Here is a 13,405-nt window from a genome sequence, read left to right as displayed (position 1 = left end):
AAGCTCGTTGCGGGCCGACGGCTAGCAACGAGCTTTTCAACCGTTACCGTCAGACGGCACGGCAGCTAGATTACACGCGAGCGAAGTCGATGTGCATTACTTGCTGTTTGTACGGGTGCATTTGGAACGCAGCCACTTTAACTTGTTCTTTCTGGCCGTCGATCACCAGATCCAGAACGGAAGTGTGGAACGCTTCGTTCTTCAGCGCGTAGTACATGGTGTTGTGGTCCAGAACGATGGATACGGCTTCTTTGGAAGCGCCGTAAACAACGGCCGGAACCTGGCCGGCGTGACGCAGGCGGCGGCTCGCACTCGTACCCGACTCTTCACGCTTGCTGGCGGTATATTCAAAAGACATGGCAAAACTCCAGTTTCAGATTAAAAGCACCCGGCCCGCCGCGACCAGCGGGCCCGATGTTCACGGCAGGCAGGCGCCCGCCGCAACCAGTTCCTCATTGAAGAGGTAGGACACCGATTCTTCGTTGTTGATCCGGCGCAGCGTCTCGGCCAGCAGGCCGGCGATGGAGGCCACCCGGATGTTCGGGCAGGCTTTGGCCTCGGCGGTCAACGGGATGGTGTCGGTCACCACCACCATATCGATGTCAGAATTCTTGATGCGATCAATCGCCTGACCGGAGAAGATCGGGTGAGTCGCATAGGCCAGCACGCGCTGGGCGCCGCGCTCTTTCAGAGCGCTGGCCGCCTTGCACAGGGTGTTGGCGGTGTCGATCATATCGTCGACGATCAGGCAGGTACGGCCGGACACGTCGCCGATGATGTTCATCACCTCGGCCACATTGGCCTTGGGACGACGCTTGTCGATAATGGCCAGATCGGTGTTCAAGGCCTTGGCCATCGCGCGGGCGCGCACCACGCCGCCCACGTCGGGGCTGACCACGATCAGATCTTCGATGCGCTGCGAGCGGATATCCTTCAGCAGCACCGGCGTCGCGTAGACGTTGTCCACCGGAATGTCGAAGAAGCCCTGAATCTGGTCGGCGTGCAGATCGACGGTCAGCACCCGGTCGATGCCGGCGCTGGTCAGCATATTGGCCACCAGCTTGGCGGAGATCGGCACACGGGCGGAACGCGGACGGCGGTCCTGGCGCGCATAGCCGAAGTACGGAATCGCCGCGGTAATACGACCGGCCGAAGCGCGTTTGAGCGCGTCGGCCATAGTCAGGATTTCCATCAGATTGTCATTGGTCGGCGCACAGGTCGACTGCAGAATGAACACGTCGCGTCCGCGTACGTTTTCCAGCAGCTCCACCGCCACTTCGCCGTCGCTGAACTTGCCGACGTCGGCGCGTCCCAACGAGATATCCAGATGTTTGACTACGTTTTGGGCCAGTTCCGGGTTCGCGGTCCCGGTGAATACCATCAAACTGTCGTATGCCGCCATGATTCGTGTGCCTTAGCTAGATAAAGAAAAAGCGTGTAAGGGATTCTTACACGCTTTTTTCATGCTCTCTCTTATTGAGAGAAAGTCTTGGCTGGGGAGGTAGGGATCGAACCTACGAATGCCGGAATCAAAATCCGGTGCCTTACCACTTGGCGACTCCCCAGTAACCTTTATTCAGCGTTGTCGATTAAGGGATGGACATCGAGTCCTTTTGCTAAAAACCCCTTATATTTTATCGACACCGCCTGATAAACTTTATCGGCTTCGTCTTTAGACTGGCACTCCAGAAACACGCAGGAACCGGAACCAGTCATCAGCGGCGAACCATATTTTCTTAATTCGGTCAGCACTTCATTCACCGCTGGGTACATATTCGAAACAACGTTTTGCAGATCGTTTCGTCGCTGCTGCGTTGTTTCGAGGATTCGCATTATGCCGACGACCCCTACCTCTGTCAACACCTCTTGCGAAAAATTTTGAAATACTTTGCCGGTGGGCACCTGCACCTGAGGGTGAATTACCACATACCATGCCGGCTTCAATTTGATTTCATTCAGTTTTTCGCCAACGCCGGTGGCCAGCGCGCTGCGCCCGAAAATAAACACAGGAACGTCCGCGCCCAGCTTCAAACCCAGTTCCTGCAAAGTCGCCCGCGGCAGATTCAGTCCCCACATGCGGTTCAAGGCCAGCAAAACGGTGGCGGCGTCGGAGCTTCCGCCGCCCAAACCGCCGCCCATCGGTATCTTTTTGTCCAGACGAATGGCCACGCCCAGCCCGCACTGGGCATGGGCCTGCAATAGACGCGCCGCGCGCACCGTCAGGTCCTGCTCCGGGTCCACGCCGGCGATCGGCGTCTCCAGCACGATGCGGCCGTCGTTGCGCAAGGCCAGCGACACGGTGTCGCTGAAGTTGACGAAGCGGAACACCGTCTCCAACAAATGATAGCCATCCGGGCGCTTGCCGACGACGTGCAATAAGAGATTGAGCTTGGCCGGGGCCGGAAAGTCTTGGAATACGGGGGAACTCATCAACAGAACACCATGGCAATCATTAGAAATAATACGGAGGAAGCGACGCGCGTCAGCGCCAGTCGCGGGTCACCACTCTGACCGTCAAACCGTCTCGGGCCAGATCCACGCGCTTGGGATAGCGCTCGCCGGACTCGGCCTCGCGCACAAAGCGGATGCGCCAACCCTGCTGCAGCAATTCGCCGTCGGGACGGACTTCGCTCGCCTCGCCCGGCACGGGCATGCCGCGGATCCACCAGGCCAGGCCGGACAGCGGCAGCGGCCAGCCCAGGGTTTTCTCGGTCAGGCTTTCCACATCCGCAGCCTGCCAGGCCTTGCCGTCCGCCAGCAGGGTGACGCCGCCGGCGTCGCGGATCACTTCGGCCACGGTATTGCCCAGCGGCGAGTTGATCGCCAACTGATCGCGCTCAGGCTGGTGCCGCCAATCGAAGTTGGCGACATGCCCCTTGCCGTCCAGATTCACCGACAAACGCCCACTGACCGCGAAGGGCTGGTCCGCGGACTGCGTCGCGGTGGGCATGAACACCGCCTCGCGCGTCGCGCAGCCGGTGAGCGCAAGAGACAGGGCCAGGATCAGAGCGCTCCACTTCATCAATGGGCCCCCAGACGGCGCATGGTTTCGCGCAGCACATCATGTTCCGGACTCGCCTCCAGCGCCTTGTTCCACACCGCCAACGCCTCGTCCTTCTTGCCCAGCTTCCACAACACCTCGCCCAGATGCGCGGCCAGTTCCGCGTCCGGCAACAGCGCATAGGCCTTCTGCAGCGTTTTCAAGGCGGCGTCCAGGCGGCCCAGCTTGTATTGCGCCCAGCCCAGGCTGTCCAGAATGGTGGGATTGTCCGGCTCGCTCTTCAGCGCCTTTTCGATATAGCCGAGCGCTTCCTGATGGCGGCTGGTGCGATTGGTCAGGGTGTAGCCCAGCGCGTTAAGCGCCTGAGCGTCGCCGGGCTTTTCCTTCAGCACTTGCTTGAGATCGCGTTCGGCGTTGCCGACATTGCCCAGGCTGTCCGACACCAGCGCCCGCTCGTACAACAACTCCGGCGCCTTGGGCATGCGCAGCAGCGCCTTGCTCAACAAGTCATGGGCCTTGCCGGGCTGCTTGCCCTCGCGCGCCAACTGGGACTGCAGCAAAGCCAGGGTGATCTTCTCCTGGTCGTTGCCGCCCAAGGGCGCCAGACGCGCCAGGGCCAGATCCAGCTTGCCGTCGCCAGCGTCCATGATCGCCAGCCGGCCTTGCGCCGGCAGGAATTGCGGCCCGGCGCCCACCATTTCGTACCAGCCCCTGGCCCCGGCGGCGTCCTGACGCTCCTCGGCGATCTGGCCCAGGGTGTAGCGAATGAAATTGGCCTCCGGATGGCCGGCCGCCAGCGCCTGGCGCAGATGCCGCTCCGCCGCCGGCAGGTCGCGCATCTGATAAGCCATCAGACCGGACGCGTAGAGCAAATCGGGATTATTGGGATTGCTAGGCAGCAGCTGGTCGAAAGCCTGGCGCGCCTCGGCGAAGCGCTTGGCGCCCACCAGCAGCCGCGGCTTGGCCAGCTTCAGTTCCAGGCCGGCGTTCGGCCGCCGCGCCAGTTCCCGCTGCAGAAAATCGATAGCCTGCTCCGGCTGCTCGCGGCGAAGCCGGTCCACCTGCCAGGCCACCGGCAAGTCCCAGGCCGGCGCGATCTGCGCCAGCCTGTCGAATTCGCGGTTCATCGTGGCCTGATCGCCGGCCTCGGCGGCCACGGCCAGGAGCGCGAAACGCGCCTCGGCCAGGTCCGGATAGCGGACGGCGAATTGCTTCACCAGCTCGTAAGCGGCTTGTTTGTCGCTCTGGCGCGAGGTCAGCCGCGCCAGTTGAACGAAGATGGCCGGCGCCCGCTCCGGCTCTTTTTGCAGCAGCGCCTCGATCAGCGGCTTGCTTTCCGCCAGCTTGCCGGCGCGCAGCAGAGTGATGAACAGCTGTTCTCTCGCCGGCACCGAGTCCGGCGCCAGCTCCATCCACAGGGTCAGGGCTTCCGAGGTTTCCTTCAGCAGGCCGGCGAACATGGAAAATTCGGCCGCGCGCTGCGCCAGCCGCGGATCCCGCGTCTGACGTGCCAGTTCCAGATAGGTCACGGCGGAGGCGCCCACCGAGCCGCGCTGGGCGGCGATTTCGCCGGCCACCACGCCATAGAGGATTTCCGGCGTCAGCTCCGCCTTGGGCAGTAGGGTTTCGTCTTCTTTCTGCGTGATCGCGGCCTCGTCGCCGGCCGGTTTGCCGGCATCGACCGACTTCGCCGCGCCCGGGTGCTTGAAATTGGCGCATGCCGACAGCAGCGCGACCATCAGCAAAGGGAGTGTTTTTTTCAGCCGTTGCATTCGCATGGAGTCAGAGACCTGCTTATAAACCTGTTGAATGCGTAGAATAGCATGACCTGTTTTTATCTTCGCGCCATTCTACCCATGCCTGAACTGCCAGAAGTCGAAACCACCCGCCGCGGGATTCTGCCCCATTTATTGAACGCCACGCTGGAGGGCGCCGTGGTCCGCCACGCCGGCCTGCGCTGGCCGGTGCCGCGGGAACTGCACGCCGCCTTGCGCGGCCTGACGATACGTTCCGTCGATCGCCGCGCCAAGTATCTGCTGCTGGGCACCGATGCCGGCACCCTGATCATCCACCTGGGCATGTCCGGCAGCCTGCGTTTCTTGCCGGCCGACACCCCGCCGGAGAAGCACGACCACATCGATCTGCTGCTGGGCCCCAATGTGCTGCGTTACCGCGATCCCCGCCGCTTCGGCGCGGTGTTGTGGCATGTCGGCGCCATCGAGCACCACCCCCTGCTGCAAGCGCTGGGACCCGAACCGCTGTCCGACGGCTTCGACGGCGACACCCTGATCCGGGCCGCGCAACGCCGCGGCAGCGCGGTCAAGCTGATGCTGATGGACAATCACGTGGTGGTGGGTGTCGGCAATATCTACGCCAACGAGGCGCTGTTCCACGCAGGCATCCATCCCGCCCGCGCCGCCAACGCGGTGCGCGACGGAGAATACCGCCGGCTGGCCGAGGAAATCCGCAGCGTGCTGAACCGCGCCATCCAGGCTGGCGGCAGCACCTTGCGCGACTTTGTGCACAGCGACGGCAAGCCGGGTTATTTCCAACAGACTTATATGGTGTACGGCCGTCAGGACCAGCCCTGCCGCCAATGCGGCACGCCGATCCGGCATTTGCGCCAGGGCCAGCGCAGTTCCTACTATTGTCCGCTATGCCAGCCATGCTAGAGTTACGGCCTCAACCTTGCGCACCGAGCCTCAAAGCATCTTGAAGTCAATCGCCACAACCTCTTTGCTCACCCGGATAGGACGCGTCGCGCGCCTGTTCGGCCACCTGGCCGTCGGTGTTTTCATCCTGGCCACCCGTTATTCTCGGCTGGCCCACGCCGAGCGCGCCGTCGTCACCCGGCGCTGGGCCGCTCACGCGCTGAAGATCCTCGGCATCAGCGTGCGGATCCACGGCGTCAACCCCGGCTTTTACCCGCCCAACACCCTGCTGGTGGCCAACCACATTTCCTGGCTGGACATCTTCGTGCTCAATAGCTGCACGGTGTCCCGCTTCGTCGCCAAGCGCGAGCTCCGCTCCTGGCCGGTGCTGGGCTGGCTGGCGCATCTGGGCGGCACCCTGTTTATCGACCGCAGCAAACGCAAGGACGCCAGCCGCGTTTACAAGGCGCTGGCCCACGCAATGGAAAACGGCGCCTGCATGGCGGTCTTCCCCGAGTCCACCACCTCGGACGGCCTGGCCCTGCTGCCGTTCAAGGCCTCGCTGTTCGAAGCCGCCCTGCTTTCGCGCGGCACCGTTCAGCCGGTGGGCCTGCGCTATTACGGCGCAGACGGCGAACAGACGCTGGAGCCGGCCTTCATCGGCGACCTGACCTTTTTGCAAAGCGTGCGCAAAGTGCTGGCGATGCCGGCGATGGAGGTGGAGGTCAGTTACGGCCAACCGCTGAAAGCCTGGGAAAACGGCCTGGATACCCGCTTCGCGCTGGCGCAACAGGCGCAGCAGGAAGTGGCGCGCGCGCTGCGCCTGAGCCCGCCGCCGGCCGCGGAAGCGCCGCAGGAACCGGCTCGCCAGCACTGAGCACCTGCGGCGAATCCTCGCCGATGCAAAAGCCCCCGTCCGGGGGCTTTTCTCATCCAGCGCCGACTACGCTCACAGACTGAGCCGCGCCATCAGATTATCGAACAAATCGTCGGCCAGCTTGGCATAGCCCTGCTGCGAGAAATGCACCATGTCCGGCCGCGCCAGCTGCTGAGCCTGCCAGCGCTTCATGCTGCAAGGCCCGCCCATCGCCTGCTCCCAATCCCAATACAGCACATGGCTGTCGCGCGCGACTTTCTGCTGGATGCGCTTGACCGCCGCCAATTGCAGCGGACGGCCCGGCGAGCACTCCTTGCTGGCCGCGCCGCGCTTGCGCGCGGCGTCCTGCGCGCCCAGCATCAGGATGGCCGCCTGCGGCAGATCGCGGCGCACGGTGTTGATCGCCGCCTGCAGATTGAGCTGGTACTCGATCAGGTCCAGCCTGTCGTCAAAGGCCTCGTTGACGCCGTAGGCCAGGATCACCAGGTCGCTGTTGCGCTCCGCCAACTGAGCGCTCCAGCTCTTGCCCCAGCGCTGCCAGATCGACAGCTGGGCGCCGTTGCTGCCTATGCTGTCCAGCACCACGCCGGGCGCCAGCCGCTCCAGCTCGATGCCGCCCAGCTCCACCGCCGGCAGCGCGCCAGCACGCACCACAAAGGGGAAGTACAGCTTCTGCTCCACCGTCTGCCAGCCCCTGCCCGCCTCCGGCGGATTCAGTTTGCGGCTGCCGTGGCCGTCATCCACTTCCAGCGCGCCGGCGCCGTCCTGAGCCGCCCGCACGCGGAAGCGTGCGCGCCACAGGCCGTCCAGCGGATTGCGCGGCAGTACGCTGATAGCGGCGCCCGGCCGCTGCGCCTGAGCGATATAACCGCCCAGCGGGAAGTCCGGATCGCCGTCTTTTCGGCTATTGATCAGCGTCCAGCCCTCGCTGCGCGCCATTACCAGCGCATGACGCTGGCCCGGCACCGCCATCGGCGGCGTCCAGCCGATGCCGGCGTCGCCGAACTTGGCCTGGAAGCGCTCCCGCAGCGTGCCGGTCAGATAGTCTGCCGCGGTATGCGAATCCCCCAGCTGGGTGACGCGCACCGGCTGCACGGCGGTGGAAATCGCCTTCAGCCGCGACGCCAGCCTCGCCAGATTGATCTCGCCGAAATCCTGCACCGGCGCGGCCAGCGCCGATGCCGCCACCAGCCAGCAGGCCAATGCCCCGCTGATTCTCAACTTCATTCAAACCTCAATTCTGCCAACACGCGCCGCGCCAGCAAGACCTGGCCCTGACGGGTGAAATGAATACCATCGGCGGTGCGCACCGCCACTTCGCCCTGATCGGGCAAGGTCATGAACTTGGTGAACGTCTCGTCCTCGCTGCCCAAGGCCTCGCGGGTGGACAGATAGCGCTGACCCGCGCCTTCCACTTCCTCGCGGAAGACGCCGTTAATGTACTGCACGCCGCGATTGAGCTTGTCCTTGCCCATATTCGGCGCGCCCAGCCACAGCAATTGCGTCCCATGCTTGCGGACCGAAGCCAGGATGGCGCGGATGCGTTCGCGGTAGCGCTGTTCCCACTCCTCGGAGGCGAAACGGATGTAGCGGCTGCCGCCCACCATGTCCCAAGTATCGTTGGCGCCCAGGAAGACCACCACCAGACCGGTGTCGGGATTGGCCGCCAACTGCCGTTCTATCGTGTCCGGCCAGTTGAAGAAATCCGGATAGGTCAGACCGGTGCTCTGCTTGCTGAGATCCAGCGCCTTGATCTGGTGCAGCTTGAACAAGGGACGCAGCAAATGCGGCGCCACGCCCTGCATCATGGAGTCCCCGGCCAGCAACACCTTCTGCCCCGGACGCAGCAAGATGCGGGCGTCCTTGGGCGCCGCTTGCTGCGGCGGGGCCGACGGCGGCCGCGGCGTCGGGGCCGCGTTCGGCAAGGCCGCCGTTGCCGTTGTCTGCGCCGCCGCCGGCTCCGCCGGCGCGCTTGCCGGCGGCAATGCCGGCCTCAGGCAGCAGGCGTTGAAATAGGCGATCATCTCGTCGTCCCAACGATCCAGCCGGCTCAGCAGCCCTCGGCTCTGATCGCGAAACTCCCGCCCCAGTTCCGCGCCCAAACGCCAGACGCTCAGCTCGGACAAGGCTTCCAGCTGGCTGGGACGGTGAAAGGTCTGCCGCCAATAGGCGTTGATGGAGCTCTGCTCGATCCAGCACAGCAGCAGCATGCTGCTGCCTAGGATGGCCAGGGCCTGGCGGATGGCGGAACGGGCGATCATTTGACGCTTGCCTCAATGCGGTAAGGAATGAAACGCGCGGCGGCGGATGCGTAGCCGCGCCGGCACGACTAAAACACGGTTAAAACTGGTAATAGATAAAACCCGGAATGCCCGGCGGCGACACCACGATGATCAGCAAGGCGCAGCCGGCCAGCAAGCTGGGCTTGCCCCACCACGGCAGGCGGCCCAGTTGGGCGATGCCGCGTTCGCAAACCGCGCCCAGATGAGGCAGCGCGACAAACGCCGCCGCGCTCAGCGCCAGAAAGCCCGGCGCGTTCAGCGTCAGTTCCTGGCCGGTGCCGGCCATGGCCTCCAAAAAGCTCCAGGCGTCCTCCAGCGACGCGGCGCGGAAAAACACCCAGGCCAGGCAAACGTAATGGAAGGTCAGCAGCCGCGCCAGCCAGGCCCAGCGCCGCGTCAGCGCTTCCTTGCCCAACAGCCGGTCCCCCAGGTTCAAGCCCACCACGCCCAGGCCGTGCATGCCGCCCCACACCAGGTATTTCAGGCTGGCGCCGTGCCACAGGCCGGACAGCAGCATCGCGGCCAGCAAATTGAGCTGGGCGCGGGCAAAGCCCAGCCGGTTGCCGCCCAAGGGGATATAGACGTAGTCGCGAATCCAGCTGGACAGCGACATATGCCAGCGCCGCCAGAAGTCGCGCAGATTGTGCGCCAGGTAGGGCGCGTCGAAATTGCGCGGCAACTGGATGCCCAGCAATAAGGCCAGGGCGGTGACCAGATCGGTGTAGCCGGAGAAATCCAGATAGATCTGGAAGGCGTAGGCGTAGAAAGCCGCCCAGACCTCCAGCGCATGATAGGTTTCCGGCGCGCTGAACACCGGGTCCACCCAGGCGCCGGCCAACCAGCCGGCCAGCCACAGTTTCTTGGCCAGGGCCAGCACAATCAGACCCAGCGCGCGATCCAGTTGCAGGATGTGGCGACACGCGCCGCTGCGCAGCTGCTCCAGCAGACCGGTGGCGCGACAAATCGGCCCGGCCAACAAGGTGGGAAAGAACGCCAGGAACAAACCCAGCTCCCTGGCCCGGGCGAAACGCAATTCGCCGCGATACAGGGACACCAGATAACTGACCGATTGAAAGGTGTAAAAGGAGATGCCCACCGGCATCAGGAAATCCACCGCCGGCAATATCGCGGCGATACCCAACGCATGCAGCCCCGCTTGCGCGCTTTCGCGGAAGAAATCGAAGTATTTGAATATCGCCAGATTGCCCACCGCTATCAGCAAACCTGCGCGCAACCAACGCTTGGGCCGGACGGAATCAAGCATCCGCGACGATATCAGGGTCAATAACAGGGTATAAACGGCAAGAATCAGCGCAAATCGCCAATCAAGCTTGGCATAAAAGGCGTAACTGCCCAATAACAGCAAACCATTCTGCCAATCCGTGCGCTTGCGGCACAGCCAATACAGGGCGAAAAAGGCGAGGAATGCCAGCGCGAACTCAATGGAAAGGTAACTCATACAAATAAAAAAACGGCTCTGGCAAGAGCCGCGATTATGACAGCCATAGGGCCTGGCTGACTATGGCTTGTCGATATTTTATTTACGGCGGCGCAGCCGCCCATACTCTTTAGGCGGTGATTTCGCGATAAGCCGAACACGGCAGGGAGAATAAGGCCTGGTCCCCCAAACGCATCGCGGTCAGGCTGCCGCCCCACAAACAACCGGAATCAATCGCCACCACGTCGTCGGTGATATGCACGCCCAGCGCCGACCAATGGCCGCAGATAATCGGCATCTCGCCTTGCCAGCGCCCCGGCGCCTCGAACCAGGGCGTCAGCCCGGCCGGCGCGTTTTCCAGCTCGCCCTTGTAATTCAGATCCATCTCGCCGTCGCGGTTCAAGAAACGCATCCGGGTCATCGCGTTGACGATCACGCGCAGACGGTCGGAGCCGCGCAGCTCCTCGTTCCAGCGCGTCGGCCGGTTGCCGTACAGCCGAGACAGGAATTCGCGGTGCTTGGGGCCGGACAAGCCGGCCTCCACTTCCTCCGCCAGATCCAGCGCGCGGTCTATGCTCCACTCCGGCAGCAGGCCGGCGTGCACCATCGCGTAGCCGTGGCCGGCTATCATCATAGGCTGGCAGCGCAGCCAGTCCAGCAGCACCTTTCCATCGGCGGCGTTGAGAATGTCCAGCACCGTGTCGCTGCGATGCAGCTTGCCGAAACCCTCCGCCACCGCCAGCAAATGCAGATCGTGGTTGCCCAGCACGATCTCCACCTGATCCTGATGCTGGAACACCCAGCGCAGCACTTCCAGAGACTGCGGACCGCGATTGACCAAGTCTCCCGTCAGCCACAGAGTATCCTTGCCGGGATTGAAATCGATTTGCCGCAGCAACTGCTGAAACGGCTGGAAACACCCTTGAATGTCGCCAATAGCGTAGATGGCCATATGCACCTCATAAGTGGCGGATCGATCTGAGACGTCATCCGCGGATAGCGCCATGATACCGCATGCTACAATGCACTGGCTGAGTTACCGATTTACTGCGCCCCGCCGGGCCCCTTCCCCCATACCGCCATGTCCGCTCCCTTGCTCAATCCGCCGCAGCGCGCGGCGATCCAGTATCTTGACGGCCCCTTGCTGGTGCTTGCCGGCGCCGGCTCCGGCAAAACCCGGGTCATCACCTTCAAGATTTCGCACCTGATCCGCGAAGGCGGCATCAATGCGCGCAATATCGCCGCCATCACCTTCACCAACAAGGCCGCGCGCGAGATGCTGGAACGAGTGGGCAAGCTGATGACGCCGGCGGAGATCCGCGGCATCACCGTCTCCACCTTCCATTCGCTGGGCATGCAGATCCTGCGTCAGGAAGCGCCGCACCTCGGCTATAAGCCCCAGTTCTCCATCCTGGACGCCTTCGACGCCGGCAAGATCATCTCCGACATCCTGAAGACCACCTCCAAGGATGAGGTGCGCAAGGTGCAGAGCCAGATCTCACTGTGGAAAAACGACCTCAAAACGCCAGACCAGATGCTGCTGGAAGCCCAGGGCGCATGGGAAAGCGTCTGCGCCTCCACTTACGTCGCCTATCAGGACACCTTGAGCGCCTACCAGGCGATGGACTTCGACGACCTGATCCGCCTGCCAGTGCAGCTGTTCCAAAGCAATGAAGACGTGCTGCAGAAGTGGCAGAACAAGCTGCGCTACCTGCTGATAGACGAATACCAGGACACCAATACCTGCCAGTACCAGCTGGTCAAACTGCTGACCGGCTTGCGCGGCATGTTCACCGCGGTGGGCGACGACGACCAGTCCATCTACGCCTGGCGCGGCGCCAATATGGAAAACCTGCGCTTGCTGCAAAGCGACTTCCCCAAGCTCAAGATCATCAAGCTGGAGCAGAACTACCGCTCCACCGCCCGCATCCTGCGCGCGGCCAACTCGGTGATCTCCAACAATCCCAAGCTGTTCGAGAAACAGCTGTGGAGCGAACTGGGCCTGGGCGAACCCATCCACGTGGTTCAGTGCAAGGATGAAGAGCACGAGGCGGAAACCGTGGTGCAAAGGCTGCTGGCGCACAAGTTCGAATACCGCACCGAGTTCAAGGACTACGCCATCCTCTATCGCGGCAACTATCAGGCGCGCATCTTCGAACAAGCCTTGCGCAATCAGCGCATCCCCTACCAGATGGCCGGCGGCCAAAGCTTTTTCGACAAGCCGGAAATCAAGGACATGCTGGCCTATATGCGCTTGATCGCCAATCCCGACGACGATCCAGCCTTCATTCGCGCGCTGACCACGCCCAAGCGCGGCGTCGGCGCCGCCACGCTGGAACGGCTGGGTGCCTGGGCCGGCGAACGCGGCAAAAGCCTGTTCGCCAGCGCTCATGAGGAAGGCTTCCGCCTGCAAGTGCAAAAGGCCCAGCTGGAGCCGCTGGAGCAGTTCTGCGACTTCATCGCCAATCTGCAATACCGCGCCACCCGCGAGGACGGCGGCCCGCTGGCGATGGAGATGATGCAGGCCATAGGCTACGAGGCCTGGCTTTACGATAGCGAGGACAGCCCGCGCATCGCCGAAACCAAGTGGAAAAACATCCTGGAAATGGTGAGCTGGCTCAGCCGCAAGGGCGAGGACAGCGGCAAGAACCTGGTGGAGCTGACCCAGACCATTGCGCTGATCACCATGCTGGAAGGACGCGAGGAAGGCGAGGTGGACGCGGTTAAAATGTCCACGCTACACGCGTCCAAGGGTCTGGAGTACCCGTATGTCTTCCTGGTCGGCACCGAGGAAGGCATCCTGCCGCACAGCGAATCCGTCGACAACGGCATGGTGGAGGAAGAACGCCGGCTGATGTACGTCGGTATCACCCGCGCCCAGCGCATGCTGACGCTGACCTATTGCGTCAAACGCAAGCGCGCCGGCGAATGGCAGTTCGTCGAACCGTCCCGCTTCATCAGCGAGATCAACGGCGACGATCTGCGCCACTTCGGCAAACCCGGCGCCGAGCCCATCGTCAGCAAGACCGAGGGCAAATCGCGGCTGGCCAGCCTCAGCGCGATGCTGGCCAATAAGGAAAAGCCGGCCGAATCCTGAAAAGCCGAGCAAGCCCTGCCCGCGTGGAGAATAGCGCGCGGCGTCCGCCGCTTCGGCAT

General features: G+C 63.1%; 12 protein-coding genes and 1 tRNA gene. 3 read left to right on the top strand and 10 right to left on the bottom strand.

Translation table 11 applies throughout. The annotated features are described in order from the left end of the window. Window positions 1–70: 70 nt before the first annotated feature. The 6 genes from rplY to QUG03_RS03915 all read right to left on the bottom strand — a co-directional run bounded on the left by rplY (window position 71) and on the right by QUG03_RS03915 (window position 4,779). Complete coding sequence (gene rplY, locus QUG03_RS03940) at window positions 71–358, bottom strand: 50S ribosomal protein L25 (RefSeq protein WP_043589895.1); 288 nt, start codon at window positions 356–358, stop codon at window positions 71–73. Window positions 359–418: 60 nt separating this feature from the next. Continuing rightward, window positions 419–1,402, bottom strand: coding sequence for a ribose-phosphate pyrophosphokinase (locus QUG03_RS03935; protein ID WP_043589892.1), 984 nt, complete (start codon window positions 1,400–1,402; stop codon window positions 419–421). An 88-nt stretch (window positions 1,403–1,490) separates the two neighbouring features. After that, a tRNA-Gln gene (locus QUG03_RS03930) sits at window positions 1,491–1,565 on the bottom strand. Window positions 1,566–1,572: 7 nt separating this feature from the next. Next, complete coding sequence (ispE, locus tag QUG03_RS03925) at window positions 1,573–2,430, bottom strand: 4-(cytidine 5'-diphospho)-2-C-methyl-D-erythritol kinase (protein WP_500819425.1); 858 nt, start codon at window positions 2,428–2,430, stop codon at window positions 1,573–1,575. A gap of 52 nt (window positions 2,431–2,482) precedes the next feature. Then, on the bottom strand, window positions 2,483–3,022 hold the full coding sequence (lolB, locus tag QUG03_RS03920; protein WP_488876879.1) for a lipoprotein insertase outer membrane protein LolB: 540 nt from the start codon (window positions 3,020–3,022) through the stop codon (window positions 2,483–2,485). Continuing rightward, window positions 3,022–4,779, bottom strand: a complete 1,758-nt coding sequence (locus tag QUG03_RS03915) for a tetratricopeptide repeat protein (protein WP_474454625.1) — start codon at window positions 4,777–4,779, stop codon at window positions 3,022–3,024. Before QUG03_RS03915 ends, lolB begins: the two co-directional genes overlap by 1 nt. 78 nt (window positions 4,780–4,857) lie before the next feature. On the opposite strand from QUG03_RS03915, the gene mutM reads away from it, so the two are divergent. Continuing rightward, window positions 4,858–5,673, top strand: a complete 816-nt coding sequence (gene mutM, locus QUG03_RS03910) for a bifunctional DNA-formamidopyrimidine glycosylase/DNA-(apurinic or apyrimidinic site) lyase (protein ID WP_500819423.1) — start codon at window positions 4,858–4,860, stop codon at window positions 5,671–5,673. A 40-nt stretch (window positions 5,674–5,713) separates the two neighbouring features. Further along, on the top strand, window positions 5,714–6,529 hold the full coding sequence (locus QUG03_RS03905) for a lysophospholipid acyltransferase family protein (RefSeq protein ID WP_500819422.1): 816 nt from the start codon (window positions 5,714–5,716) through the stop codon (window positions 6,527–6,529). A gap of 72 nt (window positions 6,530–6,601) precedes the next feature. Here QUG03_RS03905 and QUG03_RS03900 read toward each other — a convergent pair whose 3' ends face one another. From QUG03_RS03900 to QUG03_RS03885, 4 genes are all read right to left on the bottom strand, one after another. Further along, on the bottom strand, window positions 6,602–7,756 hold the full coding sequence (locus QUG03_RS03900; RefSeq protein WP_500819421.1) for an SGNH/GDSL hydrolase family protein: 1,155 nt from the start codon (window positions 7,754–7,756) through the stop codon (window positions 6,602–6,604). Next, complete coding sequence (locus QUG03_RS03895; RefSeq protein WP_500819420.1) at window positions 7,753–8,790, bottom strand: SGNH/GDSL hydrolase family protein; 1,038 nt, start codon at window positions 8,788–8,790, stop codon at window positions 7,753–7,755. The genes QUG03_RS03900 and QUG03_RS03895 overlap by 4 nt, the downstream gene beginning before the upstream one ends. A 79-nt stretch (window positions 8,791–8,869) precedes the next feature. Beyond that, window positions 8,870–10,075, bottom strand: a complete 1,206-nt coding sequence (locus QUG03_RS03890; protein WP_500819419.1) for an MBOAT family O-acyltransferase — start codon at window positions 10,073–10,075, stop codon at window positions 8,870–8,872. A 304-nt stretch (window positions 10,076–10,379) separates the two neighbouring features. Beyond that, window positions 10,380–11,201: a symmetrical bis(5'-nucleosyl)-tetraphosphatase gene (locus QUG03_RS03885; RefSeq protein ID WP_107800637.1), complete on the bottom strand. Its 822-nt coding sequence runs from the start codon at window positions 11,199–11,201 to the stop codon at window positions 10,380–10,382. A gap of 129 nt (window positions 11,202–11,330) precedes the next feature. Between QUG03_RS03885 and QUG03_RS03880 the strand changes: the two genes are divergently transcribed. Further along, a complete protein-coding gene (locus tag QUG03_RS03880; RefSeq protein ID WP_227105030.1) occupies window positions 11,331–13,346 on the top strand; it encodes a UvrD-helicase domain-containing protein in 2,016 nt (671 codons plus the stop codon). The last annotated feature ends 59 nt before the right edge of the window (window positions 13,347–13,405 follow it).

This window comes from Chromobacterium sp. CCUG 30098 (genome assembly GCF_059916605.1).
Note: the sequence above shows the minus strand (reverse complement) of the source record. Positions and strands in the feature narration are given on the sequence as shown.